The 23523-nt window shown below is 64.4% G+C and carries 34 protein-coding genes; 3 read left to right on the forward strand and 31 right to left on the reverse strand.

Annotation, left to right across the window (positions count from 1 at the left end; all coding sequences use genetic code 11):
- Positions 1 to 29: 29 nt before the first annotated feature.
- Both DCM79_RS15075 and DCM79_RS15080 read right to left on the reverse strand, forming a co-directional pair.
- Positions 30 to 1367 (reverse strand): replication-associated recombination protein A, encoded by a 1338-nt coding sequence (locus DCM79_RS15075; protein ID WP_257180527.1) that lies wholly within the window; start codon positions 1365 to 1367, stop codon positions 30 to 32.
- Positions 1364 to 2770: a DegQ family serine endoprotease gene (locus DCM79_RS15080; RefSeq protein ID WP_257180528.1), complete on the reverse strand. Its 1407-nt coding sequence runs from the start codon at positions 2768 to 2770 to the stop codon at positions 1364 to 1366. Before DCM79_RS15080 ends, DCM79_RS15075 begins: the two co-directional genes overlap by 4 nt.
- A gap of 306 nt (positions 2771 to 3076) precedes the next feature.
- Here DCM79_RS15080 and DCM79_RS15085 point away from each other — a divergent pair, with 306 nt between their 5' ends.
- Entirely contained in the window at positions 3077 to 4678 is a 1602-nt protein-coding gene (locus DCM79_RS15085; protein ID WP_257180529.1) for an OprO/OprP family phosphate-selective porin, read from the forward strand.
- 170 nt (positions 4679 to 4848) lie between these two features.
- Here the strand turns inward: DCM79_RS15085 and DCM79_RS15090 are convergent, their stop codons facing one another.
- Positions 4849 to 5226, reverse strand: a complete 378-nt coding sequence (locus DCM79_RS15090; protein ID WP_257180530.1) for a helix-turn-helix domain-containing protein — start codon at positions 5224 to 5226, stop codon at positions 4849 to 4851.
- Positions 5227 to 5346: 120 nt separating this feature from the next.
- Here DCM79_RS15090 and DCM79_RS15095 point away from each other — a divergent pair, with 120 nt between their 5' ends.
- A complete protein-coding gene (locus DCM79_RS15095) occupies positions 5347 to 6360 on the forward strand; it encodes a zinc-binding alcohol dehydrogenase family protein (protein WP_257180531.1) in 1014 nt (337 codons plus the stop codon).
- 106 nt (positions 6361 to 6466) lie between these two features.
- Here DCM79_RS15095 and DCM79_RS15100 read toward each other — a convergent pair whose 3' ends face one another.
- Positions 6467 to 6763 carry a DUF1330 domain-containing protein gene (locus tag DCM79_RS15100; RefSeq protein WP_257180532.1) on the reverse strand — a complete coding sequence of 99 codons (297 nt, stop codon included), beginning with the start codon at positions 6761 to 6763 and terminating at the stop codon, positions 6467 to 6469.
- Positions 6764 to 6771: 8 nt separating this feature from the next.
- On the reverse strand, positions 6772 to 7560 hold the full coding sequence (locus DCM79_RS15105; RefSeq protein ID WP_257180533.1) for an SDR family NAD(P)-dependent oxidoreductase: 789 nt from the start codon (positions 7558 to 7560) through the stop codon (positions 6772 to 6774).
- Between the two features lie 199 nt (positions 7561 to 7759).
- Between DCM79_RS15105 and DCM79_RS15110 the strand changes: the two genes are divergently transcribed.
- Complete coding sequence (locus tag DCM79_RS15110; protein WP_257180534.1) at positions 7760 to 8737, forward strand: tripartite tricarboxylate transporter substrate binding protein; 978 nt, start codon at positions 7760 to 7762, stop codon at positions 8735 to 8737.
- Positions 8738 to 8819: 82 nt separating this feature from the next.
- Here DCM79_RS15110 and rplQ read toward each other — a convergent pair whose 3' ends face one another.
- From rplQ to rplC, 26 genes are all read right to left on the reverse strand, one after another.
- A complete protein-coding gene (gene rplQ / locus DCM79_RS15115; protein ID WP_025036979.1) occupies positions 8820 to 9236 on the reverse strand; it encodes a 50S ribosomal protein L17 in 417 nt (138 codons plus the stop codon).
- A 145-nt stretch (positions 9237 to 9381) separates the two neighbouring features.
- On the reverse strand, positions 9382 to 10413 hold the full coding sequence (locus DCM79_RS15120) for a DNA-directed RNA polymerase subunit alpha (RefSeq protein WP_049820165.1): 1032 nt from the start codon (positions 10411 to 10413) through the stop codon (positions 9382 to 9384).
- Between the two features lie 114 nt (positions 10414 to 10527).
- Positions 10528 to 10917, reverse strand: coding sequence for a 30S ribosomal protein S11 (gene rpsK, locus DCM79_RS15125; protein ID WP_007603045.1), 390 nt, complete (start codon positions 10915 to 10917; stop codon positions 10528 to 10530).
- Between the two features lie 122 nt (positions 10918 to 11039).
- On the reverse strand, positions 11040 to 11408 hold the full coding sequence (gene rpsM, locus DCM79_RS15130; RefSeq protein WP_008549231.1) for a 30S ribosomal protein S13: 369 nt from the start codon (positions 11406 to 11408) through the stop codon (positions 11040 to 11042).
- Between the two features lie 185 nt (positions 11409 to 11593).
- Positions 11594 to 12496 (reverse strand): adenylate kinase, encoded by a 903-nt coding sequence (locus DCM79_RS15135; RefSeq protein WP_257180536.1) that lies wholly within the window; start codon positions 12494 to 12496, stop codon positions 11594 to 11596.
- Positions 12497 to 12759: 263 nt separating this feature from the next.
- Entirely contained in the window at positions 12760 to 14091 is a 1332-nt protein-coding gene (secY, locus tag DCM79_RS15140) for a preprotein translocase subunit SecY (RefSeq protein ID WP_257180537.1), read from the reverse strand.
- A gap of 151 nt (positions 14092 to 14242) precedes the next feature.
- Positions 14243 to 14728, reverse strand: coding sequence for a 50S ribosomal protein L15 (gene rplO / locus DCM79_RS15145; RefSeq protein WP_028137015.1), 486 nt, complete (start codon positions 14726 to 14728; stop codon positions 14243 to 14245).
- Between the two features lie 76 nt (positions 14729 to 14804).
- Complete coding sequence (gene rpmD / locus DCM79_RS15150; RefSeq protein WP_011088137.1) at positions 14805 to 14999, reverse strand: 50S ribosomal protein L30; 195 nt, start codon at positions 14997 to 14999, stop codon at positions 14805 to 14807.
- 25 nt (positions 15000 to 15024) lie between these two features.
- On the reverse strand, positions 15025 to 15621 hold the full coding sequence (gene rpsE, locus DCM79_RS15155) for a 30S ribosomal protein S5 (RefSeq protein ID WP_014494507.1): 597 nt from the start codon (positions 15619 to 15621) through the stop codon (positions 15025 to 15027).
- 47 nt (positions 15622 to 15668) lie between these two features.
- Positions 15669 to 16031 carry a 50S ribosomal protein L18 gene (gene rplR / locus DCM79_RS15160; RefSeq protein ID WP_007603036.1) on the reverse strand — a complete coding sequence of 121 codons (363 nt, stop codon included), beginning with the start codon at positions 16029 to 16031 and terminating at the stop codon, positions 15669 to 15671.
- Positions 16032 to 16042: 11 nt separating this feature from the next.
- A complete protein-coding gene (gene rplF, locus DCM79_RS15165) occupies positions 16043 to 16576 on the reverse strand; it encodes a 50S ribosomal protein L6 (RefSeq protein ID WP_257180539.1) in 534 nt (177 codons plus the stop codon).
- Positions 16577 to 16592: 16 nt separating this feature from the next.
- Entirely contained in the window at positions 16593 to 16991 is a 399-nt protein-coding gene (gene rpsH / locus DCM79_RS15170) for a 30S ribosomal protein S8 (RefSeq protein WP_028137017.1), read from the reverse strand.
- 14 nt (positions 16992 to 17005) lie between these two features.
- The gene (gene rpsN, locus DCM79_RS15175) at positions 17006 to 17311 is read right to left on the reverse strand and encodes a 30S ribosomal protein S14 (RefSeq protein WP_028137018.1); all 306 of its coding nucleotides are present in this window, start codon (positions 17309 to 17311) and stop codon (positions 17006 to 17008) included.
- Between the two features lie 46 nt (positions 17312 to 17357).
- Positions 17358 to 17915, reverse strand: a complete 558-nt coding sequence (gene rplE / locus DCM79_RS15180) for a 50S ribosomal protein L5 (RefSeq protein WP_257180540.1) — start codon at positions 17913 to 17915, stop codon at positions 17358 to 17360.
- Positions 17908 to 18222, reverse strand: coding sequence for a 50S ribosomal protein L24 (rplX, locus tag DCM79_RS15185; RefSeq protein ID WP_007603031.1), 315 nt, complete (start codon positions 18220 to 18222; stop codon positions 17908 to 17910). Before rplX ends, rplE begins: the two co-directional genes overlap by 8 nt.
- On the reverse strand, positions 18222 to 18590 hold the full coding sequence (rplN, locus tag DCM79_RS15190; RefSeq protein WP_007603030.1) for a 50S ribosomal protein L14: 369 nt from the start codon (positions 18588 to 18590) through the stop codon (positions 18222 to 18224). Before rplN ends, rplX begins: the two co-directional genes overlap by 1 nt.
- Before the next feature lie 83 nt (positions 18591 to 18673).
- Positions 18674 to 18922 (reverse strand): 30S ribosomal protein S17, encoded by a 249-nt coding sequence (rpsQ, locus tag DCM79_RS15195; protein WP_007603028.1) that lies wholly within the window; start codon positions 18920 to 18922, stop codon positions 18674 to 18676.
- A 13-nt stretch (positions 18923 to 18935) separates the two neighbouring features.
- Entirely contained in the window at positions 18936 to 19142 is a 207-nt protein-coding gene (rpmC, locus tag DCM79_RS15200; protein WP_011088144.1) for a 50S ribosomal protein L29, read from the reverse strand.
- Positions 19143 to 19147: 5 nt separating this feature from the next.
- Positions 19148 to 19561, reverse strand: a complete 414-nt coding sequence (rplP, locus tag DCM79_RS15205) for a 50S ribosomal protein L16 (protein WP_008136349.1) — start codon at positions 19559 to 19561, stop codon at positions 19148 to 19150.
- A gap of 30 nt (positions 19562 to 19591) precedes the next feature.
- Positions 19592 to 20317: a 30S ribosomal protein S3 gene (gene rpsC, locus DCM79_RS15210; protein WP_018647246.1), complete on the reverse strand. Its 726-nt coding sequence runs from the start codon at positions 20315 to 20317 to the stop codon at positions 19592 to 19594.
- A 17-nt stretch (positions 20318 to 20334) separates the two neighbouring features.
- Positions 20335 to 20721, reverse strand: coding sequence for a 50S ribosomal protein L22 (gene rplV, locus DCM79_RS15215; RefSeq protein WP_028137020.1), 387 nt, complete (start codon positions 20719 to 20721; stop codon positions 20335 to 20337).
- Positions 20722 to 20731: 10 nt separating this feature from the next.
- Positions 20732 to 21010, reverse strand: coding sequence for a 30S ribosomal protein S19 (gene rpsS, locus DCM79_RS15220; RefSeq protein ID WP_008136357.1), 279 nt, complete (start codon positions 21008 to 21010; stop codon positions 20732 to 20734).
- Positions 21011 to 21022: 12 nt separating this feature from the next.
- Complete coding sequence (gene rplB / locus DCM79_RS15225; protein ID WP_257180541.1) at positions 21023 to 21856, reverse strand: 50S ribosomal protein L2; 834 nt, start codon at positions 21854 to 21856, stop codon at positions 21023 to 21025.
- Positions 21857 to 21868: 12 nt separating this feature from the next.
- Complete coding sequence (locus DCM79_RS15230) at positions 21869 to 22171, reverse strand: 50S ribosomal protein L23 (protein WP_028137022.1); 303 nt, start codon at positions 22169 to 22171, stop codon at positions 21869 to 21871.
- A complete protein-coding gene (gene rplD, locus DCM79_RS15235; protein ID WP_074116741.1) occupies positions 22168 to 22788 on the reverse strand; it encodes a 50S ribosomal protein L4 in 621 nt (206 codons plus the stop codon). Before rplD ends, DCM79_RS15230 begins: the two co-directional genes overlap by 4 nt.
- A gap of 1 nt (position 22789) precedes the next feature.
- Positions 22790 to 23503 (reverse strand): 50S ribosomal protein L3, encoded by a 714-nt coding sequence (gene rplC / locus DCM79_RS15240; RefSeq protein WP_257180542.1) that lies wholly within the window; start codon positions 23501 to 23503, stop codon positions 22790 to 22792.
- Positions 23504 to 23523 lie beyond the last annotated feature (20 nt).

Below are 23523 nucleotides of genomic sequence, written 5' to 3' on the forward strand. Positions count from 1 at the left end.
CGGCTGTCGTCACGGCGAAATGGCCGGTTCTAGGTCTTCCCGCCCCGCTCCTTCCTGAGCTTGGCCCAGTAATCCAGCCGCTTCCGGATCTCGCGCTCGAAGCCGCGCTCCGGCGGGTCGTAGAAGGTCTGGCGGCCCAGGGCTTCCGGAAAATAGTCCTGGCCCGAGAAGGCCTCGGGGGTGTCGTGGTCGTATTCGTAAGCTGCGCCGTAGCCTTCCGACTTCATCAGCTTGGTCGGGGAGTTGAGGATGTGCTTTGGCGGCAGCAGCGAGCCGGCCTGCTTGGCAACCTGCATCGCCGTGCCGAAGGCGGTGTAGACCGCGTTCGATTTCGGCGCGGTGGCGAGATAGACCACGGCCTGCGCGATGGCGAGCTCGCCCTCGGGATGGCCGAGAAAGTCGAAGGCATCCTTGGCCGCGTTGGCGATGACGAGGCCTTGCGGGTCGGCAAGTCCGATGTCCTCCACCGCCATGCGCACGACGCGGCGGGCCAGGAACAGCGGGTCCTCGCCGGCGTCCAGCATCCGCGCGAGATAATACAGCGCCGCATCGGGATCGGAGCCACGCACCGACTTATGCAGCGCCGAGATCAGATTGTAATGGCCGTCCGCCGACTTGTCGTAGATCGGCGCGCGGCGCTGCAGAATGTCCTGCAATTGCGCGGCATTGAAGATCTCGTCCGCCCGCGCCGAACGCCAGACCTCTTCGGCGAGCGTCAGCGAGGCCCGCCCGTCGCCATCGGCCATGCGCACCAGCACGGCGCGCGCTTCCGCGTCGAGCGGCAGCTTTCTGCCCTCGACCGCCTCGGCGTGCGCGAACAGCTTTTCGATCGCGGCCGCATCGAGCGAGCGAAACACCAGGACGCGCGCGCGCGACAGAAGCGCGGCGTTGAGCTCGAAGGACGGGTTCTCGGTGGTGGCGCCCACCATCACCACCGTGCCGTCCTCCATCACCGGCAGAAACGAATCCTGCTGGGCACGGTTGAATCTGTGGACCTCGTCGACGAACAAGAGCGTGCCCTTGCCCATCTCGCGGCGGGCGCGCGCCGCGTCGAAGGCTTTCTTGAGGTCGGCGACACCGGAGAACACCGCGGAAATCTGCTCGAAATGCAGGTCCGTCGCATCCGCCAGCAGCCGCGCCACCGTGGTCTTGCCGGTGCCGGGCGGTCCCCAGAATATCAGCGAGCCCAGCGTGCGCGTCTCCAGCATGCGCGTCAGCGCGCCGTCGGGGCCGAGGATATGGTCCTGGCCGACGACCTCCGACAACAGGCGCGGGCGCAAGCGATCCGGCAGCGGATGCGGCGCATCGTGGTCGAGCCCCGCCGCGGCAAAGAGCGTTGGCGTCTCTTGTGGTCGCTTCGGACTCATCCGCCCAGCGTGACGTTGATCTGCTGGCCGCCACGCACCAGCGTAATGCGCCAGATCCGCGCCCGCTCGGCTGCGGCTTTCTCGAGGTCTCCGGTCTTGCTGATCTTCTGGTTGTTGACGGCCAGGATGATGTCGCCCTTCTGGAATCCGACATTCGCAGCCGCGCTGTCGCCGGCGAGCTCGGTGATCACGACGCCTTCGGTGTCGGCGTCCAGACGCAGCTCGTCGGCGACTGCCGGCGTGATGGTCGAAACCTTCGCGCCCTGGAACGGCGAACGCGCGGTGACGACGAGCTCATTGCGGCCCGTGTCGGGCGCAGTCTCCAGCGTCACCGTCAGCTTCAGCGGCTTGCCGCCGCGCTGCACGTCGATCTGCGCGGTGCCGCCGAGCAGACGGGTGGCGAAGCGATAATCGAACGCATTGGGATCGTCCACCGTCTGGCCGTCGATCCCGGTGATCAGATCGGAAGACTTCAGGCCGGCCTTCGCCGCAGGGCCGCCCGACACCACGCTCGCGACCAGCGCACCGGTCGGCGAGCGCAGGCCGAGGCTCTCGGCGATCTCGGGCGTCACCGCCTGCAACTTTGCGCCCAACCATGGCCGCTTCACCGCCTTGCCGCCGCTCTTGGCGGAGGCGACGACGACGCGCACCATGTTGGCGGGAATTGCAAAGCCGATACCCTGCGAGCCGCCGGAGCGCGAGTAGATCGCGGTGTTGATGCCGGCGAGCCGGCCATTCATGTCGACCAGCGCACCGCCGGAATTGCCGGGATTGATCGCCGCATCGGTCTGGATGAAGAACTGGTAGTCGGTGATGCCGACCTGCGTGCGCGCAAGCGCCGAGATGATGCCGTGGGTCACGGTCTGGCCGACGCCGAAGGGATTGCCGATCGCCAGCACGACGTCGCCGACCAGCAGCTCATCGGAATTGGTGAATTCGAGCGCCGGAAACTTCTCCTTCGAATCCTTCAGGCGCAGCACCGCAAGATCGGTGCGGGAATCCTTCAGCACGATCTCGGCCTCGAATTCGCGCTTGTCCGACAGCGACACCTTCACCTGGTCGGCACCTTCGATGACATGGACGTTGGTGACGACGAGGCCGGACGTATCGACGATGACACCGGAGCCGAGCGAGCGCTGCACCTGCTCGGGCTGCTGGCCCGGCACGCCGAAGAAGCGGCGGAAGATCGGATCGTCGAGCAGCGGATTGCGATTCTGCACCACCTTGGCGGCATACACATTGACGACGGCCGGCTGAACGCGCTGCACGATCGGCGCATAGGACAGCCGCAGCTCGGCCTGCGAAGACGGGACGCGGCGGTCCTGCGCTGAGGCCGGATTGAACTGGGCGGAAAAGGCTATGCACAAGGCCGTGACGGCGGCGGTCCAGATCGATCGAAACATTCCTACCTCTTGGAAAAGACGCCGGAATATAGGCGCGTTCGCCCCTCAATAGAAGGGCGCGGGGTGGCAATATTCGGCCTCATTCCGACGGCTCGGGCCCGAGCCAGGCGTGCGAAACAGCAACTTGCCGGCGGGGTCGATTGGCATGACACGCATCATCTTGCATGCTCGCTCTCGGCGGATTCGGTTGCGACGAATTTACATCAGCGGGAACCAGCGCAACCGAGGCTTGCCGTCGCGGGGCAGTCATCGAGCGCTCTTAGGCTCGCGACTTGGGGAAGTTGGTCCAACCGATGGAGTGATGACGTGAGCAGGACAAGAATTGCAGCCACGGCGATTGGCCTCGCCGGCGCACTGGCCGCCTCGCAGGCCCAGGCCCAATCAGCAAGCAGCAGCGAGCAGGAGATCGCGCTGCTGAAGCAGCAGTTGAAGCTGCTGGAGCAGAAGCTCGACAAGCTCCAGAGTCAAACCGCCGCGAACATTGCGGCTGCGGCAAAGGCCAGAACCGAAGCAAAGGCCGAGGCGCGCTCGGAGGCAAAGGCGGTCGTTGCCAACGCCAATGCGGCGATTCCCGTCAAGGGGCCGGCCCCGGCATCCGGCGTCGTCGTGACGATGCCGAACAACCGCCCGACGATCTGCACCGCCGACCAGGCCAATTGCGTCGGCATCACCAGCCGCCTGCACTGGGATGTGGGCGGCTACGACTATCGCCCCAACACGGCGGCGACCGTGCCGCAGAAGCTCGACAGCGGCCAGAACGTCCGCCGTGCGCGCATCGGCGTCACCGGCAAGTTCTTCAACGACTGGAACTTCGCGCTGGTCTACGATTTCGGCGGCTCCTCCGACGGATTTGGCGGCGCCGCGCCAGGCTCGCTGCCGGGCGGCGGCCTCTCCGGCGTCGAGAACGCCTATCTGAGCTATACCGGCCTGAAACCGTTCGGCGGGCGGATGGCGATCGAGGCCGGCATCATGGACCTGCCCTACACCATGGACGAGGCCACCAGCTCCAACGACATCATGTTCATGGAGCGTGCCTCCCCCGGCGTGATCGCGACCAACATCGCTGCCGGCGACTTCCGTTCCGCAGCCGGTGCGCGCTGGTACAACGACCAGCTCTGGATCGGCGGCTACATCACGGGACCGTCGACCGGCGCGATCCACTCCGCCTCGAGTGTCTCGCCCCCTGGCACGAGCGAGCAATATGGCGCGGTCGCCCGCGTGGCCGGTAATCCCATCAGCGCAAAGGACTACTCCGTGCATATCGGCGCCAATGCGCAATGGCTGATTCAGCCGCCGCGCAATCTGATCGCCAACACCCAGACGGTCACGCTCAGCGATCGTCCGGAATTGCGCCTCGATCCGACCACGCTGATCTCCACCGGCGCCATCGCCAATGCCTCTGGCGCGCAGGTCTACAGCGTGGAGGCAGCGGCGACCTACGGACCCCTCATCGTCCAGGGCGAGTACTTCTGGTACAATGTCGACCGCACCGCCAACACCGGCGTGCCGCTGGTGGGAGCACCGAGCCTGAAATTCCAGGGCGGCTATGCGCAGGCCGGCTACGTGCTGACGGGCGAAGGGCGAACCTACAATGCGGCAAATGCCGCCTATCATGGCGTCAAGCCGGCCCATCCGTTCTCGCTCGACGGCGGCGGCTGGGGCGCGTGGGAAATCGCGGGACGGTTCTCGACGATCGACCTCAACGATCAGCTTGCAACCGCGACCGGCGTCGCCGGCGGCCGGCAGACCGTCTACACGCTGGCGCTCAATTGGTACGTCAACGGCAATGTCCGCTTCATGCTGGACTATCTGCACGGCACCGTGTCGCGACAGGCCTCGCCGGTCTCGACCGCCGATGTCGGCTCGAAGTTCGACGCGGTCGCGATGCGCACGCAGTTTGCGTTCTAGGCAGAGCTGTCGTCCCGGGGCGCGCGAAGCGCGAACCCGGGACCCATAACCACAGGCGGAAGTGGTTGCGAAGACTCGGAGTTGCCGCTGCGCACCACAACCTCACCCTGGGGTTATGGGTCCTCGCCTTCGCGGGGACGACACCGAACACGCGCCGCTTCTCCTACAACTCACGCCGCGCGCTTCGGCTTCCTCACCACCACCGGCTCAGGCGCGCAGGACAGCCGCTCCTGATGACTTTCGCCCCAGGTCTTCAGGGTGTCGATAACCGGCTTGAGGCTCTCGCCGAGCTCGGAGAGGCAGTACTCCACGCGCGGCGGCACCTCGGCATAGACCCTGCGGATGACGAGCTTGTCCTCCTCCAGAGCGCGCAGCTGCTTTGTTAGCATGCGCTGGGTGATGCCGGGCATCCGGCGGCGCAATTCGCCGAAGCGCTGCGTGCCGCTCTGCAGGTGATAGAGGATCACGCCCTTCCACTTGCCGTCGATCAGGTCCAGCGTCGCCTCGACCGCGCAGCCGGGGCGACGGGCAAAATTGCGCCGTTTCATGCGTCTTTCCCAATAGTATCCAAATAGGGACTATATCCCCGAATTTACAGTACTTGCCAAATCGGAGCCAGAGCGACAGTTAGGACGGCAGGCGAGCATGCCATCTGATGGAGACAAGCCATGAAGGCCGTCGGCTACAAGAAATCGCTTCCGATCGAGGACGCGGATTCGCTGTTCGATTTCGAGACCGCAAAACCGGAGCCCAAGGGGCGCGACATCCGCGTCGCCGTAAAGGCGATCTCGGCCAATCCGGTCGATTACAAGGTGCGCAAGCGCGCAGCCCCGCCCGAGGGCGAGACCAAGATCCTGGGCTATGACGCAGCCGGCGTGGTCGATGCCGTCGGGCCCGAGGTTACGTTGTTCAAGCCGGGCGACGAGGTGTTCTACGCCGGCTCGATCCTGCGCCAGGGCACCAATGCCGAATTCCATCTGGTCGACGAGCGCATCGTCGGCAACAAGCCGAAGAGCCTGTCCTTCGCGCAAGCAGCCGCCCTTCCCCTCACCTCCATCACCGCCTGGGAATTGCTGTTCGACCGGCTCGGCGCGGTGCCCGGCAAGAGCGTCGATCCGCGCACGCTGCTGATCACCGGCGGCGCCGGCGGCGTCGGCTCGATCCTGATCCAGCTTGCCCGCCGCCTCACCGGCCTCACGGTGCTCGCCACCGCGACGCGGCCGGAATCGCGGACATGGTGCCTCGAGCTCGGCGCGCATGCCGTGATCGACCACGGCAAGCCGATGAAGGAGCAGATCGAGAAGCTCAAGCTGCCGCCGGTCGCGCTGGTGGCGAGCCTCACCTTCACCGATCAGCACTACAAGGCGATCGCGGACTTCATGGCGCCGCAGGGCAGGTTCGGCCTGATCGACGATCCGCCGGAATTCACCATGAGCACGTTCAAGGGCAAGGCAATCTCGGTGCACTGGGAATCGATGTTCACGCGCTCCTCGTTCCAGACGTCGGACATGATCGCGCAGCATCATCTGCTGAACGACGTCGCCGACCTCATCGACAAGGGCGTGCTGCGCACCACGCTCGACCAGACCTTCGGCACGATCAACGCCGCCAACCTCAAGCGCGCGCATGCGCTGCTGGAAAGCGGCAAATCGCGCGGCAAGATCGTGCTGGAGGGGTGGTAGGCGAAGGCTTCGCAGGGTGGGCAAAGGCGCACTTGCGCCGCGCCCACCAGCTCACTCGGCCGCAAGAAGTGCGTGGGCACGCTTCGCTTTGCCCACCCTACGGCAGTCACGCTTCCGGCACGCCCTCGACGAACAGCAGCCGCCTCTCGAGCGCTGTCTGGCGCAACTTCAGCGCCTCGGCATATTCCGGCGAGGCGTACCATTCCTTCAGCCTCGCCATCGACGGAAATTCGACAATGACGATCGCCTTCGCCGGGAGGTTACCTTCGGCAAGCTCGGCCTTGCCGCCGCGGACGAGATAGCGTCCGCCGTAGAGCGCGATCGTCTTTGCGGCGAGCGTGCGATAGGCTTCGAATCCGCCCGCGTCGCGCATCTCGACTTCGGAGACCACATAGGCCGTCATGCGCGGCCTCAGGCAATGGTGTTGACGATGCCGCCTTCTGCGCGCAGCGCAGCGCCGTTGGTGGCGGATGCCTGCTTCGAGGCGACGTAGACCACCATGTTGGCGATCTCGTCGACGCTGGCAAAGCGCTGGAGCAGCGAGCTCGGGCGATGCTGCTTGACGAAATTGGTGGCGGCCTCGTCCACCGACTGGCCGTTCTGCCTGGCGAGATCCTTCACGAAAGTTTCGACGCCCTCCGACATGGTCGGGCCCGGCAGCACGGAATTGACGGTGACACCCGTGCCGCGGGTGAGCTGCGCCAGGCCGCGGGCGACCGACAGCTGCGCCGTCTTGGTCATGCCGTAATGGATCATCTCGACGGGAATGTTGAGGCCGGACTCCGAGGAGATGAAGACGATGCGGCCCCAATTGCGCTGGAGCATGCCCTTCATGTAGGCCCGCGACAACCGCACGCCGCTCATGACGTTGACCTCGAAGAAGCGGCTCCAGTCCTCATCGGGAATGTCGAAGAAGTCCTTGGGCTCGAAGATGCCGGCATTGTTGACGAGGATGTCGACGTCCGGCAGCGCCGCAACGAGCGCCTTGCAACCCGAGGCGGTCGAGACGTCGGCGGCGATGCCGCGGACCCTGGCGCCCGTCCCTTCCAGCTTGCGCACGGCGGCATCGACCTTGTCCTGGCCGCGGCCGTTGATCACGACGCTGGCGCCGGAGGCCGCCAGGCCTTTGGCGATGGCCTGGCCGATGCCGGCGGTCGAGCCGGTCACCAGCGCGGTTTTTCCGGAAAGGTCGATGTTCATGTCATATCTCCATCAGATCGATGACGGGGATATCGGTCGCGGTGGACCGGCCCGCAATCGGAGCTCACCAATCAGTGAGACGCTCGGACGCCGTTCCGGCAGCAATGGGTCCCGCGCCCGGCTCGACCGCAGGTGGAATGATTATTGCTAAACCGGAACCCGAGCATCTTCGCTCATGCGAACACGGAAGGACCAAGCGATGAAGAGAACCGCCCTCACTGTTGCGCTCGGGTTGCTCGGCCTGATGGGCAGCAATTCGCTCGCGCCAGCGCAAGCGGTCTATCCGGACAAGGCCCTGCAATTGATCGTCCCCTTCCCGCCCGGCGGCGCCTCCGACGTGGTGGCGCGCATCATCGGCGGCGAGCTGGAGACGCGGCTCGGCAAGCCCGTGATCATCATCAACCGCCCCGGCGGCGGCACCACGATTGCGGCCAAGGAAGTCGCGCGAGCGGCGCCGGACGGATACACCCTGTTCTTCAGCTCGAACTCGAGCTTCACGCTGCCGGCAGCCGTCAAGGAAACCGTGCCTTACGACGCGGCCAAGGATTTCGAGCCGCTCGGCCAGGTCGGCAAGATCACGCTGGTGCTGGTCACCTACAAGGACAATCCGGTCAAGGACGTGGCTGCGCTCGTCGCTGAAGCCAAGGCCAATCCCGACAAGCTCTCGCTGGCATCCTTCGGCGTCGCGACCGTCTCGCACTTTGCCGGCGAATTGTTCAAATCGGCGGCCGGGATCAAGATGGTCCACCTGCCCTACAAGGGCAGCGCGCCGGCGATGAACGACCTCATCGGCAAGCACATCCAGTACCACGTCGACACGGTGATCGCGGTCAAGCCGCAGGTCGAGGCGGGTACCGTCAAGGTGCTCGCGGCGTTCTCGGCCAAGCGCACGCCGTTCCTGCCTGACGTGCCGACACTCGCCGAGCTCGGCTATGGCAACATCGACTTCGCCTCGTGGGGCGCCGTGGTCGCTCCCAAGGGCCTGCCGCCGGCCGTTCGCGACAAGCTCTCGGCAACGCTGGAGGAGACGATCAAAAATCCCGCCGTGGCCGAGCGCTTCGCCAAGGTCGGCTTCGAGCCCGGCTTCGCGCGCTACAGCGATTGGGCGGGAGCGATCGGCAAGGAGACCGCCGACATGAAGGACATCGCGCAAAAAGCGGGGATCAAGGAGGAATAGTCAGTCCCGCGCATCTGCGCCGGTCCCAGACACAAAAACGGCGCCCGAGGGCGCCGTCTTCAATCCATATCCGCTGAGTGGCTTACGCCGCCTCGGCTTCCTTTTCCTGCACCGGGCCTGAATCCTGGCCCTTGGCATCGACGTCGCGATCGACGAACTCGATCACGGCCATCGCGGCGTTGTCGCCGTAGCGGAAGCCGGCCTTGATGATGCGGGTGTAGCCGCCCTGGCGGTCCTTGTAGCGGGTCGCCAGCGTGTCGAAGAGCTTCTTGACCATGTCGACGTCGCGCAGCTCCGAGATCGCCTGGCGGCGCAGCGACAGACCGCCCTTCTTGCCGAGAGTGACGAGCTTCTCGACGATCGGACGGAGCTCCTTGGCCTTCGGCAGCGTGGTGACGATCTGCTCGTGCTTGATCAGCGCGGCCGCCATGTTGGCGAACATCGCCTTGCGGTGCTCGGCCGTGCGGTTGAGCTTCCGATGAACCTTGCCGTGACGCATGTGAGTAGTCCTTCTCGATTGTGTCGCGGTGGTTCAGCGACTGGTTTCAGGTGGGCTTCCTGCGTTCGCCCAAGTCAGCGAGTGGCGATGGTGAGTAGCGAATAGATCTTCTTCCCCTATTCGCCACTCCCTGCTCGCCATTCGCTCAGTAATGATCCTCGAAGCGCTTGGCGAGCTCGTCGATGTTCTCCGGCGGCCAGCCCGGCACTTCCATGCCGAGATGCAGACCCATCTGGGCCAGCACTTCCTTGATCTCGTTCAGCGACTTGCGGCCGAAGTTCGGGGTGCGGAGCATTTCCGCTTCGCTCTTCTGCACGAGGTCGCCGATATAGACGATGTTGTCGTTCTTCAGGCAGTTGGCCGAACGCACCGACAGCTCGAGCTCGTCCACCTTCTTGAGGAAGGCCGGGTTGAAGGCGAGGTCCGGGATGATCTCCTGGGCGACTTCCTTGCGCGGCTCTTCGAAGTTGACGAAGACGTTGAGCTGGTCCTGCAGGATGCGGGCAGCGTAGGCCACCGAGTCATCCGGCGAGATGGCGCCGTTGGTCTCGATCGTCATGGTCAGCTTGTCGTAGTCGAGGATCTGGCCCTCGCGGGTGTTCTCGACCTTGTAGGAGACCTTGCGGACCGGCGAGTACAGGCTGTCGACCGGAATCAGGCCGATCGGCGCATCCTCGGGACGGTTGCGCTCGGCGGGCACGTAGCCCTTGCCGGTGGCGACCGTGAACTCCATGCGGATCTCGGCGCCCTCGTCGAGGGTGCAGATCTGCAGGTCCGGGTTGAGCACGACGACGTCGCCGACGGTCTGGATGTCACCGGCGGTGACGACGCCGGGGCCCTGCTTCTTCACGACCATGCGCTTGGGGCCTTCGCCCTGCATCTTGATCGAGATGTCCTTGATGTTGAGCACGATGTCGGTGACGTCCTCACGGACGCCCGCGATCGAGGAGAACTCGTGCAGCACGCCGTCAATGTGCACCGACTGCACCGCCGCGCCCTGAAGCGAGGAGAGCAGGATGCGGCGCAGCGCATTGCCGAGCGTCTGGCCGAAGCCACGCTCGAGCGGCTCGGCGACGATCGTCGCGAAACGCGAGGAGTCGCTGCCGGGCGTAACCTGGAGCTTGTTCGGCCGAATCAGTTCTTGCCAATTTTTCTGGATCGTCACTGTTTCACCCATACAGGCCAGTCGAACTGCCATTGCAGACACTGGCGTTGGAGAAAGGCCGCAGGTCGCACCCGCGGCTTCTTGCAAAGTCATTGCGGGCGCCGATGCGCCCGCAACTCGTAAAAATCAAACGCGACGACGCTTGCGCGGACGGCAACCGTTGTGCGGGATCGTGGTCACGTCGCGGATCGAGGTGACGGTGAAGCCGGCGGCCTGAAGCGCGCGGAGCGCCGATTCGCGGCCCGAACCGGGACCGGCGACTTCGACTTCCAGCGTGCGCATGCCGTGCTCCTGCGCCTTCTTGGACACGTCCTCGGCGGCAACCTGCGCGGCGTACGGGGTCGACTTGCGCGAGCCCTTGAAGCCCATCGTGCCGGCGGAGGACCAGGCAATCGTGTTGCCCTGCGCGTCGGTGATGGTGATGGTCGTGTTGTTGAACGACGAGTTCACATGCGCGACGCCGGAGGCGATGTTCTTGCGCTCACGACGACGAACGCGGGTGGCTTCCTTGCCCATTGAGTCCCTTTCCTGAAGATCTCAAACGCCGCCGTAATGCCAGCGGCTACACCTGTGGAACGAAAGGCGCGCGGCGAACGGGCATCCCCGGTTCGCCGCACGCCGCGACTAGATTCGAAAACTTACTTCTTCTTGCCGGCGATGGCTTTCGCCGGACCCTTGCGCGTGCGCGCATTGGTGTGGGTGCGCTGGCCGCGCACCGGCAGACCGCGACGATGACGCAGACCGCGATAGCAGCCGAGGTCCATCAGACGCTTGATGTTGATACCGACCTCGCGGCGCAGGTCGCCCTCGACGAGATAGTCGCGGTCGATCACTTCGCGGATCTGGAGCACTTCAGCGTCGCTGAGCTGATTGACGCGACGATCCACGGGGATCTTCACCTTCTCCAGGATCTCACCGGCGATCTTCTGACCGATGCCATGGATGTACTGGAGCGCGATCAGCACGCGCTTGTTGGTGGGAATGTTCACGCCGGCAATACGGGCCACGGCCTTCTCTCCTGTTGCCGATCCTCGTCAGGATCGGGCTTTAAGTGCTTGTGTTCTCGGGCAGGTGTTCACAAACGCGAACACGACGCCCTCCCCCGGTCTTCCTGGGGCCCGGCATCGTCTGAAACTATCCGACTTGGATGCGGGGCTTATTAGGGGATTCCGGGGGCTTTCGTCAACCGCTGCTAGCGCTTGGCTCGCTTTTTCGTGACCTTTTTTGCAGCCTTCCTGGCACCCTTTTTGACCGCCTTTTTGGCGGCCTTCTTGGTGGCCTTCTTGACCGTCTTCTTGACGGTCTTCCTTGCTGCTGTCTTGGAACGCTTGACGGTCTTCTTGGCCGCCTTTTTGACGGATTTGGCTGGTTTGGCGGCCTTTTTGGCTGCTTTCACCGCCTTCTTGGCCGATTTCTTCGCCGCCTTGGTCTTTTTGGCCGGGGCGGCCTTGGCCGCGCTCCTGGTCTTTGCCTTGGTGGCTTCCTTGGCCTGCATCTTGGCGCCAGCCGCGCCCAATGCCTGGAGCTGGCGATCGATGGCGCGGGTGACCTCGTCGATGGCCATCATGCCGTCGATGGTGGAGAGCTTCCGGCGCTCGGAATAGTAGTGAATCAGCGGTTCCGTCTGGCTGCGGTAGCTGGCTAACCGCTTGGTCAGGACCTCCGGCGTGTCGTCGAGCCGGACCTCCTCGCCGCGCTCCCGCATCTGGGCGACGCGGGTCTCGACACGGTGCAGGAGCGCGCTCTCGTTGACGCGGAGCTCGATCACGGCGTCCAGCTTGAGGCGCTTGTCCTTGAGCAGCTCGTCCAGCGCCTCGGCCTGCGGCACGGTGCGCGGGAAGCCGTCGAGGATGAAACCATTCTGGGCATCCGGCTGATCGATGCGATCGGAGATGATTCCGACCACGACCTCGTCGGGCACGAGGCCGCCGCTGGCCATGATCTCCTTGGCCTTCAGCCCGACCGGCGTTCCGGCCGCAACCGCGGCACGCAGCATATCGCCGGTCGAGAGCTGGACGATGCCGTAGCGCTGCACCAGCAGCTGCGCCTGCGTCCCCTTGCCCGACCCCGGCGGTCCCAGAAGTATAATTCTCATCGGCGTACGCCCCCCGGATTGGTGAGCGATACGTCGCGCACCTGTGTTTGAAAAATCGCGAACAGTGCAAACCACAATCGGCGCTGCACCGCTACCCTACCATAGAGGAGCAGATGGGTGGACGCCAAGAAGGGCTTTGAAATCAGTGATTGCAGAGCCAGTGGGAGCAGCTCTGCCGAAGCGACCGAACGATCGCCTCAGGGGCCGCGCGCTGCTCGCGCGGCGAATCGGCGGCGCGGTCGCGCCGCCTTCAGAGCACGCCTTTAGCGGCGGCGGCCGCGCAGCTTCGACTTCCGGATCAGGCCTTCATACTGGTGCGCCAGCAGATAGCCCTGCACCTGTGCCACCGTATCCATGGTGACGCTGACGACGATCAGCAGCGAGGTGCCGCCGAAGTAGAACGGCACCGAGGCATAGGAGATCAGGATCTCCGGGATCAAGCAGACGATCGCCAGATAGATCGCGCCGAGCACGGTGATGCGCGAGAGCACATAGTCGATATATTCCGCGGTGCGCTCGCCGGGCCGGATGCCCGGAATGAAGCCGCCGTGCTTCTTCAGATTGTCCGCGGTCTCGGTCGGGTTGAACACGATCGCGGTGTAGAAGAAGGCGAAGAACACGATAAGCGCCAGATACATGAACAGGAACAGCGGACGGCCGTGACCGAGCTGGGTGGTGATCCACTGGAACCATTCCGGCCCACTGCCGGCGTTGAAATTCGCGACCGTCGTCGGCAGCAGCAGCAGCGAGGACGCGAAGATTGGCGGGATCACACCGGAAGTGTTGAGCTTGAGCGGCAGATGCGAGGACTGGCCCTCGAACATCTTGTTGCCGACCTGGCGCTTCGGATACTGGATCAGGAGGCGGCGCTGCGCGCGCTCCATGAACACGATGAAGGCGATCACGGCGACGGCCATGATGATGACGACCAGAATCAGGCCGGTCGACATCGCGCCCTGACGGCCGAGCTCGAGCATGTTGGCGAGCGCGGCGGGCAGCTCGGCGACGATGCCCGCGAGAATGATCAGCGAGATGCCGTTGCCGATGCCGCGCGAGGTGATCTGCTCGCCCAGCCACATCAGGAACATGGTGCCGCCGGTCAGCGTGACAGAGGTCGAGAGCAGGAAGAACAATCCGGGCTCGCTGACGACATTGCCGGCGCCCTGAAGTCCTACCGCGATGCCGTAGGACTGGAACGCGGCCAAAATCACCGTGAGAAAGCGGGTATACTGATTCAGCGTCTTGCGGCCGGCTTCGCCTTCCTTCTTCAGCGCCTCGAGCTGCGGCGAGACGGTGGTGAGAAGCTGGATGATGATCGAGGCCGAGATATACGGCATGATGTTCAGCGCGAAGATCGCCATGCGGTTGATGCCACCGCCCGCGAACATGTTGAACATGCCGAGGATGCCGCCGGCCTGCGAGCGGAACACCTGTTCCCAGGCACTCGGGTCGATGCCGGGCAGCGGAATGTAGGTCCCGAGCCGATAAACGAGCAGCGCACCCAGGGTGAACCAGATGCGCTTCTTCAGTTCGTCGGCCTTGGCGAACGCACTGAAATTGAGATTGGCTGCCAGTTGTTCCGCTGCAGAGGCCATCTTGGACTTTCTCCCGCCGCCTATCGCGCCGTCATGCCCGCGGCCGGGCTACATTATACCGGACACCGGACATTATCTGGGGCTCGGCTTCGATAAGTCCATCGTCCCACATACGTAAAGGCCCGCGCGCCGCGGGCCGATGACGCAGTTGTTACGCCGCCTCGCCTTCTTCCTTGGCAGGGGCGAGAATCTTCACCGATCCGCCGGCCTTCTCGACCGCTTCGATCGCGGTCTTGCTGGCGCCGTGGACTTCGATGTTGAGCTTGGACTTGAGCTCGCCACGGCCGAGCAACCGCAGGCCGCCCTTGGCGCGGCGCAGCACGCCGCCCTTCACCAGGGCCTCGACGTTCACGACGCTGCCGGCGTCGATCTTCTTGGCATCGACCGCTTCCTGGAGCCGATCGAGATTGATCTCGGCGAACTCGACGCGGAAGATGTTGTTGAAGCCGCGCTTGGGCAGACGGCGATGCATCGGCATCTGGCCGCCTTCGAAACCCTTGATGCGCACGCCGGACCGCGCGGTCTGGCCCTTGCCGCCGCGGCCGGACTGCTTGCCCTTGCCCGAACCGATGCCGCGGCCGACGCGCATACGCTTCTTGCGCGAGCCGGCGTTGTCGGCGATATCGCTGAGCTTCATCGCCCTTCTCCTTGTGTCTTGCGCCTGATCTTCGCCGAAAACGGGTAGCCCGCTGTTCGGGATCGTGCGCCTTTGCTTACTTCTCGTCGACGATGCGGACGAGATGGTGAACCTTCTCGATCATGCCACGAACCGCCGGGGTATCGGGCAGTTCGCTGGTGCGGCCGATCTTGTTGAGCTTGAGCCCGATCAGCGTCGAGCGCTGCGAGTGATGGCGGCGGATCGCGCTGCCAGTCTGCTCGAGCTTGATCGTCTTTGCGGCCTTGGCCATGGGAGTCTACTCCGAAAAGCTTCCGTTAGTCGGCAGCCGCCTCGGCGTCGCCACCGATACGGCGGGACTGGAGGGTGGACACCTTGATATTGCGGCGGGCAGCGACCGAGCGCGGCGAGTCCTGGTGCTTCAGCGCGTCGAAGGTCGCACGAACCATGTTGTAGGGGTTCGACGAGCCGATCGACTTCGCCACCACGTCCTGGACGCCGAGCGTCTCGAACACGGCGCGCATCGGACCGCCGGCGATGATGCCGGTACCGGCCGGCGCCGCGCGCAGGTAGACGCGGCCCGCGCCATGACGGCCGGCGATGTCGTGATGCAGCGTGCGGCCCTCGCGCAGCGACACGCGGGTCAGGTTGCGCTTGGCAGATTCGGTGGCCTTGCGGATCGCCTCGGGCACTTCGCGCGCCTTGCCGTGACCGAAGCCGGCGCGGCCCTTCTGGTCGCCGATCACAACCAGCGCTGCGAAACCGAAGCGCTTGCCGCCCTTGACGACCTTGGCCACGCGATTGATGTGGACGAGCTTGTCGACGAACTCGCTGTCGCGCTCCTCGCGCTCCCTGCGTTCACGTCCGCCGCCGCGTTGATCGCGTCCACCACGTTGTTCGCGTTCAGCTGCCATGGTTTTTCCAATCCTTCAGAGGCTTACGCCTCAATCCTCAAATTCCGTTAGAAGCTCAGCCCACTCTCACGCGCAGCGTCGGCAAGAGCCTTGACGCGCCCGTGATAGAGGTAGCTGCCGCGATCGAACACGACTTCCTTGACACCCTTCTCGGCGGCGCGCTCGGCCAGCAGCTTGCCGACCGCCTTCGCCGCATCGATGTCGGCGCCGGTCTTGCCGCCGTCGCGCATCGACTTCTCGAGCGAGGAGGCAGAGGCCAGCGTCTCGCCCTTCAGGTCGTCGATGACCTGGGCGTAGATGTGCTTGGACGAGCGGAACACCGACAGACGCGGACGACCACCACCGGAGCGGCGCAGCTTCAGCCGCACACTCCGCTTGCGCCGGGCATTGGTAACCTTGGCTTTGGACATGACCGGCTCCGTTACTTCTTCTTGCCTTCCTTGCGGAAGATGAATTCGCCAACATACTTCACGCCCTTGCCCTTGTAGGGCTCCGGCGGGCGATAGCTGCGGATCTCGGCCGCGACCTGGCCGACACGCTGGATGTCGCTGCCCGACACCGTGATCTCGGTCGGCTTCGGCACCGCGATCGTGATCCCTTCCGGGATCGCGTAGACCACGTCGTGGCTGTAACCGAGCGCGAGCTGCAGGTTCTTGCCCTGCATCGCGGCGCGGTAACCGACGCCGGTGATCTCGAGCTTCTTCTCGAAGCCCTTGGTGACGCCTTCGACCAGATTCGCGACCTGGGCGCGAGCGGTCCCGTAAAGCGCACGCGCGCGATTGGTCTCGAAGCGCGGCTGAACCTTGATCTGGCCGCTCTCGAGCTTCACCTCGACGTCGTCATGGACGACGAACTGAAGCTGGCCCTTCGGCCCCTTCATCTTGACGGTCTGCCCATCGACGGTCGCGGTAACACCCGACGGCACCGCCACAGGCCTTTTGCCAACACGTGACATGGATGAAAAATCCTTCTCAGAACACCGTGAAGAGGACTTCACCGCCCACATTCGCGTCGCGCGCGCTGTGGTCGGCCATGATCCCCTTCGGCGTCGACAACACCGAAATGCCGAGCCCGTTGTTGACCCGCGGCAGGTTCTTCACCGAGGCGTAGACACGGCGCCCGGGCTTGGAGACACGTTCGATCTCGCGGATGACAGGCTCGCCGTCGAAATACTTCAGCTCGATCTCGATCTCGCTGCGGCCCGAGGAATGCTCGAGCGTGGCGTACCCGCGGATGTAACCCTCGGTCTTGAGGACCTCGAGCACGTTCTCGCGCATCTTCGAGCCGGGCGTGGAGACCTTGCTCTTCGAGCGCATCTGCGCATTGCGGATACGGGTGATCAGATCGCTGATTGGATCGTGCGTCGACATCTAAACGACCCTCCTTACCAGCTGGACTTCACGAGGCCCGGGACCATGCCCTTGGAGCCAAGTTCGCGCAGCGCGATACGGGACAGCTTGTTCTTGCGGTAGTTCGAGCGCGGACGGCCCGACAGCTCGCAACGCAGGCGGATGCGGGTCGCCGACGAATTGCGCGGCATTTCCGCCAGCTTCAGGGTCGCGGCGAACCGCTCCTCCATCGGCAGCGTCTTGTCGGCGATGATCGCCTTCAACCGCTCGCGCTTGGCGGCGGCGTTCTTCACCATCCGCTTGCGCCGGTTGTTCTTCTCGACTGAACTCTTCTTTGCCATGCTTGGCTCCTGGGTATCCGCGTTTGAGAGGCTTTAGGTCAGCGTCTCACTGCCGGAACGGGAAATTGAAAGCGGTCAACAAGGCCCTCGCCTCTTCGTCGGTCTTGGCCGTGGTGCAGACGGTGATGTCCATGCCGCGGGCTTCCGTGACCTTGTCGAAGTCGATCTCGGGGAAAATGATGTGCTCCTTGATGCCGAGCGAGTAATTGCCGCGGCCGTCGAAGCTCTTCGGGTTCAGGCCGCGGAAGTCGCGGACGCGCGGCAGCGCGACCGTGACCAGGCGATCGATGAACTCGTACATCCGGGCCTTGCGCAGCGTGACCTTGCAGCCGATCGGCTGGTTCTCGCGCAGCTTGAAGGTCGCGATCGCGACCCGCGAATAGGTCACGATCGCCTTCTGGCCGGCGATCTGGGTCAATTCGGCAGCGGCGGTCTCGGCCTTCTTGCGGTCGTTGACGCTGTCGCCGACGCCCATGTTCAGCACGACCTTGTCCAGGCGCGGAACCTGCATGACGTTCTCATAACCGAACTTCTCGGTCAGAGCCGTGCGGATATTCGCGTCGTATTCCGCGCGCAGGCGCGGGGTGTAAGCGGCCTCAGCCATCGATCTCAGCTCCCGAGCTCTTGGCGATGCGGACCTTCTTGCCGTCCGCCAGAATCTTGAATCCGACGCGGGTCGGCTTTCCGTCCTTGCCGACATACGCGATGTTGGACAGTTGGATCGGCGACTCCTTGGAGATGATGCCGCCCTCCTGGGCCTGCGTCTGCTTCTGGTGACGCTTGACCATGTTGATGCCGCGCACCAGCGCCGTGCCGGCGTCGGGACGCACCTCGAACACTTCGCCGGTCCGGCCCTTGTCGCGACCGGTCAGCACGACGACCTTGTCGCCCTTGCGGATCTTCGCAGCCATCACAGCACCTCCGGCGCGAGCGAGATGATCTTCATGTGGTTCTTGGCGCGCAGCTCGCGCGGCACGGGCCCGAAGATACGGGTGCCGACCGGCTCGGACTGATTGTTGATCAGAACGGCGGCGTTGCGGTCGAAGCGGATGACCGAACCGTCGGCGCGGCGGATGTCCTTGCGGACGCGCACCACGACGGCCTTCATCACGTCGCCCTTCTTCACCTTGCCACGCGGAATCGCTTCCTTGATCGAGACGACGATGATGTCGCCGATCGTGGCGTAGCGGCGCTTGGAGCCTCCGAGCACCTTGATACACATGACACGGCGTGCGCCAGAATTGTCGGCCACGTCGAGGTTGGTCTGCATCTGAATCATTGATGCACCTCGTCCTCTTCTCTTTGCGCCAGCCCAGCCGGCGCTCAACATTTCCCTGAAGTCAGTCGGCTAAAGCCAACAGATCAGGCGCTTTTCTTGTGCTCGCCCCGGATCACGACCCAGCGCTTCAATTTCGAAATCGGCTTCGATTCCTCGATCCACACCATGTCGCCCGGCTTGAACTCGTTGCTCTCGTCGTGCGCGTGGTAGTTCTTCGAACGGCGGATCGTCTTCTTGTAGATCGGGTGCGTGAAGCGGCGGTCGACGCGCACCACGATGGTCTTGGCCTGCTTGTCGCTGACGACCACGCCCTGCAAAGTACGTTTCGGCATCTTCGTAAGCCTCTTACTTCTTCTTGGCGCGCGTCTGCGCGGCGACAGTCTTGATCCGGGCGATGTCACGGCGGGCCTCGCGCAGGCGCGAGGTGTTCTCGAGCTGCCCGGTGGCGCGCTGGAAGCGCAGGTTGAAGCGCTCCTTCTTCAGGTTCAGGATGGCGTCATCCTGCTGGTCGGGGCTCATCGCGCGGATGTCTTCGATCTTCATCTGGGCCATGGCCATTACTCCGCAATGCGCTCGACGAAGCGCGTCTTGATCGGCAGCTTGGCGGCCGCCAGGGTCAGCGCCTCACGCGCCGTCTGGGTGTTGACGCCGTCGATCTCGAACAGCACCCGGCCCGGCTTGACGCGCGCGACCCACAATTCCGGCGAACCCTTGCCGGAGCCCATGCGGACTTCGGCCGGCTTCTTCGACACCGGAACGTCCGGGAACACGCGGATCCAGACGCGGCCGGCGCGCTTCATGTGGCGGGTCAGCGCGCGGCGAGCGGCTTCGATCTGGCGCGCGGTGACGCGCTCAGGCTCGGTCGCCTTCAGGCCGAACTGGCCGAACGCCAACGTCGCGCCCGAAGACGCAACGCCGTGGATGCGGCCCTTGTGCGCCTTCCGGAACTTCGTTTTCTTAGGTTGCATCATGGCTTTGAGCCCTCAAATTCCTGTGCGGCTTTAGGCTGCAGCCGTGTCGCGGCGCTGACGGCCACCACGATCACCACTACCGCCCGTCTCGCCTTCGGCCATTCTCTTGTCCTGGGCCATCGGATCGTGCTCGAGGATCTCGCCCTTGAAGATCCAGACCTTGACGCCGCAGGTGCCGAAGGTCGTGAACGCGGTCGCAACGCCGTAGTCGATGTCGGCGCGCAGCGTGTGCAGCGGCACGCGACCTTCGCGGTACCATTCCATACGCGCGATTTCCGCACCGCCCAGACGACCCGAGCAGTTGATGCGGATGCCCTCCGCGCCGAGACGCATCGCCGACTGCACGGCGCGCTTCATGGCCCGGCGGAACGCCACGCGGCGCTCCAGCTGCTGGGCGATCGATTCGGCCACCAGCGTCGCATCGAGCTCCGGCTTGCGGATTTCGACGATGTTGATGACGACGTCGGACGAGGTGATGTCCGCGACCCGCTTGCGCAGCTTGTCAATGTCGGCGCCCTTCTTGCCGATCACCACGCCCGGACGGGCCGAGTGGATGGTGACGCGGCACTTCTTGTGCGGACGCTCGATCACGATGCGGGCGACGGCCGCCTGCTTGAGCTCCTTGTGCAGGATCTCACGGATCTTGACGTCCTCGTGCAGCAGCTTGCCGTATTCCTGCTTGCCGGCGAACCAGCGGGAATCCCAGGTACGGTTGATGCCGAGGCGCAGACCGATCGGATTGATCTTTTGACCCATCGTGTTCTCCTGCGCCCTTAAGCGGCGGCTTCAGCTTCGACCTGACGAACGATGATCGTCAGCTGCGAAAATGGTTTGTAGACCCGGCCCGAGCGGCCACGGCCGCGAGCGGCGAAGCGCTTCATCACGAGACCGTTGCCGACGAAGGCCTGCGCCACGACGAGATCATCGACGTCGAGGTCGTGGTTGTTCTCGGCATTGGCGATGGCCGATTCCAGGCACTTCTTGACGTCGACCGCGATCCGCTTGCGCGAAAACTGCAGATCGGCGAGCGCAGCAGCAGCCTTCCGGCCGCGAATGAGCTGGGCGACCAGGTTGAGCTTCTGCGGGCTCACCCGCAGCATCCGGGCGACCGCCTTGGCCTCGTTGTCGGCGAGGCTCCGTTCGCGCTTAGGTTTGCTCATCGTTTAATCCTCAAGCCTTCTTGGCTTTCTTGTCGCCGGAGTGGCCATGGAAGGTCCGGGTCGGCGAGAACTCGCCGAACTTGTGACCGACCATTTCCTCGTTGACGGCCACCGGCACGTGCTTCTGACCGTTGTAAACGCCGAAGGTCAGGCCGACGAACTGCGGCAGGATCGTCGAGCGACGGCTCCAGATCTTGATGACGTCGTGACGGCCGGACGCGCGCGCGGCATCTGCCTTCTTGAGCAGAGAACCCTCGACGAACGGGCCTTTCCAGACTGAACGAACCATGTCCGGCGTTCCTTACTTCTTCCGCTTGTGGCGGCTTAGGAGAATGAATTTGTTGGTCGACTTGTTGGTGCGGGTCTTCTTGCCCTTGGTCGGCTTGCCCCACGGCGTGACCGGGTGGCGGCCGCCCGAGGTACGACCTTCACCACCGCCGTGCGGATGGTCGATCGGGTTCATCGCGACACCGCGGTTGTGCGGGCGGCGGCCCATCCAACGCTTGCGACCGGCCTTGCCGATCGAGGTGTTCATGTGATCCGGGTTCGACACCGCGCCGATCGTGCCGCGGCAACGGCCGTGCACCAGGCGCTGCTCGCCCGAATTCAGGCGGATGATGACGTAGTCCTGGTCGCGGCCCACGAGCTGCGCGTAGGTGCCGGCGGAACGGGCGAGCTGGCCGCCCTTCCCGATCTTGACCTCGATGTTGTGGATGATCGTGCCGACCGGCATGTTGCCCAGCGGCATGACGTTGCCCGGCTTCACGTCGACGTAGTTGCCGGCGACGATGGTGTCGCCCACGGCCAGGCGCTGCGGCGCCAGGATGTAGGCCTGCTCGCCGTCCTGATACTTGATCAGCGCGATGAAGCCGGTGCGGTTCGGATCATACTCGAGCCGCTCGACGGTCGCGGGAACGTCGACCTTCTCGCGCTTGAAGTCGACGGTGCGCAGCGTCTTCTTGTGACCGCCGCCACGGAAGCGCACGGTGATGCGGCCGGTGTTGTTGCGGCCGCCCGAGGAATGCTTGCCCTCGGTGAGCGCCTTGACCGGCTTGCCCTTGTAGAGGGCCGAACGATCGACCATGACCAGCTGGCGCTGGCCCGGCGTCGTGGGGTTGAATTTCTTCAGTGCCATCGTCGTACGACCTTACAGACCGGTGGTGACGTCGATCCGGTGACCCTCTTCGAGGGTCACGATCGCGCGCTTGGTGTTCGACTGCGAGCCGAGATTGCCGCGGAAGACCTTGGTCTTACCCTTGCGGACCAGCGTGTTGACGCTCTTGACCTTGACGTCGAACAGCTTCTCGATCGCTTCCTTGATCTGCGGCTTGGTCGCCTTCGCCGCGACCTTGAACAGCACCTTGTTGTGCTCGGAGGCGATCGTCGCCTTCTCGGTCACGACCGGCGCGACGATCACGTCGTAGTGGCGAGCCTCGATGTTCTTCGTCATTTGAAGCGCGCCTCCAGCGCATCGATGGCGGCCTTGGTCAGAACGAGCTTCTGACGGCGCAGGATGTCGTAGACGTTGATGCCCTGGATCGGCAGCACGTCCATGTTCGGGATGTTGCGGGCCGCAGCGGCAAAACCGTTGTTGAGCTCGGCACCGTCGATGATCAGCGCGTTGGTCAAGCCCAGACCCGAGAAGTGACCGAGCAGCGCCTTGGTCTTGGCGGCTTCCAGCGCGGCCTTGTCGATCACGACGAGATCGCCGTCCTTGGCCTTGGCCGAGAGCGCATGCTTCAGAGCGAGCGCGCGGACCTTCTTCGGCAGGTCGGTGGCGTGCGAACGCACCACCGGACCGAAGGCACGACCGCCGCCGCGGAACTGCGGCACGCGGGCCGAGCCGTGACGAGCACCGCCGGTGCCCTTCTGCTTGTACATCTTCTTGCCGGTGCGCCAGATCTCGGCGCGGCCCTTGGCCTTGTGCGTACCGGCCTGGCGCTTGTTGAGCTGCCACTGCACGCAACGTGCAATGATGTCCTGGCGCGGCTCGAGGCCGAAAATGGTGTCGGAGAGCTGGACCGAGCCGGCTTCCTTACCTTCGAGGGTGGTGACCTTCAATTCCATCTCACGCCTCCTGCGCAGCCGGAGCGGCGTCCGCGTCGCCAGCAACCTTGAACTTGCCGGGCTTCGGAGCTTCCTTCGGCAACGGCTTCTTGACGGCGTCGCGCACGCGAATCCAGCCGCCCTTGGAGCCGGGAACGGCACCTTCGACGAGGATCAGGCCGCGCTCGACATCGGTCTGGACGACGCGAAGGTTGAGCGTGGTGATGCGGTCGACACCCATGTGGCCGGGCATCTTCTTGTTCTTCCAGGTCTTGCCGGGGTCCTGACGACCGCCGGTCGAGCCGATCGAACGGTGCGAGACCGACACGCCGTGTGTGGCGCGCAGACCGCCGAAGTTCCAGCGCTTCATGCCGCCGGCGAACCCCTTACCGACCGAGGTGCCGGTGACGTCGACGAACTGACCGACGACGAAGTGATCCGCAAGGATCTCGGCGCCGACCGGGATCATCGCGTCCTGCGAGACGCGGAATTCCTCGACCCGCCGCTTCGGCTCGACCTTGGCGACCGCGAACTGGCCGCGCTCCGCCTTGGGCATGTAAACGGTCTTGCGGCTGCCAGAACCGAGCTGGAGCGCGACGTAACCGTTCTTCTCTTCGGTACGGTGGCCTACGACCTGGCAATTGCCGAGCTTCAGCACGGTCACGGGGATATGTTCGCCGGCCTCCGTAAAGACCCGCGTCATCCCGACCTTTTGTGCGATCACTCCGGAGCGCATCGGCTTGCTTCCTGTTCTTT

This window comes from Bradyrhizobium sp. WBOS07 (assembly GCF_024585165.1).
Classification (GTDB): Bacteria; Pseudomonadota; Alphaproteobacteria; order Rhizobiales; family Xanthobacteraceae; genus Bradyrhizobium; species Bradyrhizobium japonicum_B.

Coding starts and splice junctions, on each gene's coding strand:
- rpsK (WP_007603045.1), bottom strand. CDS start 10,917: ATGGGCAAGGAAGCCACCCGCGTTCGTCGTCGTGAGCGCAAGAACATC.
- secY (WP_257180537.1), bottom strand. CDS start 14,091: ATGGCCTCTGCAGCGGAACAACTGGCAGCCAATCTCAATTTCAGTGCG.
- DCM79_RS15230 (WP_028137022.1), bottom strand. CDS start 22,171: ATGACGAAGAACATCGAGGCTCGCCACTACGACGTGATCGTCGCGCCG.
- DCM79_RS15080 (WP_257180528.1), bottom strand. CDS start 2,770: ATGTTTCGATCGATCTGGACCGCCGCCGTCACGGCCTTGTGCATAGCC.
- rpsE (WP_014494507.1), bottom strand. CDS start 15,621: ATGGCAGCTGAACGCGAACAACGTGGTGGACGCGATCAACGCGGCGGC.
- DCM79_RS15135 (WP_257180536.1), bottom strand. CDS start 12,496: ATGAGAATTATACTTCTGGGACCGCCGGGGTCGGGCAAGGGGACGCAG.
- rplR (WP_007603036.1), bottom strand. CDS start 16,031: ATGTCCAAAGCCAAGGTTACCAATGCCCGGCGCAAGCGGAGTGTGCGG.
- rpmC (WP_011088144.1), bottom strand. CDS start 19,142: ATGGCCCAGATGAAGATCGAAGACATCCGCGCGATGAGCCCCGACCAG.
- rplB (WP_257180541.1), bottom strand. CDS start 21,856: ATGGCACTGAAGAAATTCAACCCCACGACGCCGGGCCAGCGCCAGCTG.
- rplF (WP_257180539.1), bottom strand. CDS start 16,576: ATGTCACGTGTTGGCAAAAGGCCTGTGGCGGTGCCGTCGGGTGTTACC.
- rpsQ (WP_007603028.1), bottom strand. CDS start 18,922: ATGCCGAAACGTACTTTGCAGGGCGTGGTCGTCAGCGACAAGCAGGCC.
- rplV (WP_028137020.1), bottom strand. CDS start 20,721: ATGAGCAAACCTAAGCGCGAACGGAGCCTCGCCGACAACGAGGCCAAG.
- DCM79_RS15090 (WP_257180530.1), bottom strand. CDS start 5,226: ATGAAACGGCGCAATTTTGCCCGTCGCCCCGGCTGCGCGGTCGAGGCG.
- rplX (WP_007603031.1), bottom strand. CDS start 18,222: ATGGCTGCGAAGATCCGCAAGGGCGACAAGGTCGTCGTGCTGACCGGT.
- rplP (WP_008136349.1), bottom strand. CDS start 19,561: ATGATGCAACCTAAGAAAACGAAGTTCCGGAAGGCGCACAAGGGCCGC.
- DCM79_RS15100 (WP_257180532.1), bottom strand. CDS start 6,763: ATGACGGCCTATGTGGTCTCCGAAGTCGAGATGCGCGACGCGGGCGGA.
- rplN (WP_007603030.1), bottom strand. CDS start 18,590: ATGATTCAGATGCAGACCAACCTCGACGTGGCCGACAATTCTGGCGCA.
- rplD (WP_074116741.1), bottom strand. CDS start 22,788: ATGGAATTGAAGGTCACCACCCTCGAAGGTAAGGAAGCCGGCTCGGTC.
- rpsC (WP_018647246.1), bottom strand. CDS start 20,317: ATGGGTCAAAAGATCAATCCGATCGGTCTGCGCCTCGGCATCAACCGT.
- rplE (WP_257180540.1), bottom strand. CDS start 17,915: ATGGCTGAGGCCGCTTACACCCCGCGCCTGCGCGCGGAATACGACGCG.
- rpmD (WP_011088137.1), bottom strand. CDS start 14,999: ATGGCCAAGGCCGCAAAGACGATCAAGCTCGAGCAGACTGGCAGCGCG.
- rpsH (WP_028137017.1), bottom strand. CDS start 16,991: ATGTCGACGCACGATCCAATCAGCGATCTGATCACCCGTATCCGCAAT.
- DCM79_RS15095 (WP_257180531.1), top strand. CDS start 5,347: ATGAAGGCCGTCGGCTACAAGAAATCGCTTCCGATCGAGGACGCGGAT.
- rpsN (WP_028137018.1), bottom strand. CDS start 17,311: ATGGCAAAGAAGAGTTCAGTCGAGAAGAACAACCGGCGCAAGCGGATG.
- rplO (WP_028137015.1), bottom strand. CDS start 14,728: ATGAAGCTCAGCGATATCGCCGACAACGCCGGCTCGCGCAAGAAGCGT.
- DCM79_RS15075 (WP_257180527.1), bottom strand. CDS start 1,367: ATGAGTCCGAAGCGACCACAAGAGACGCCAACGCTCTTTGCCGCGGCG.
- DCM79_RS15120 (WP_049820165.1), bottom strand. CDS start 10,413: ATGGGTGAAACAGTGACGATCCAGAAAAATTGGCAAGAACTGATTCGG.
- rpsS (WP_008136357.1), bottom strand. CDS start 21,010: ATGGTTCGTTCAGTCTGGAAAGGCCCGTTCGTCGAGGGTTCTCTGCTC.
- rplC (WP_257180542.1), bottom strand. CDS start 23,503: ATGCGCTCCGGAGTGATCGCACAAAAGGTCGGGATGACGCGGGTCTTT.
- rplQ (WP_025036979.1), bottom strand. CDS start 9,236: ATGCGTCACGGCAAGGTTCATCGGAAGCTCAACCGCACGGCCGAGCAC.
- DCM79_RS15105 (WP_257180533.1), bottom strand. CDS start 7,560: ATGAACATCGACCTTTCCGGAAAAACCGCGCTGGTGACCGGCTCGACC.
- DCM79_RS15110 (WP_257180534.1), top strand. CDS start 7,760: ATGAAGAGAACCGCCCTCACTGTTGCGCTCGGGTTGCTCGGCCTGATG.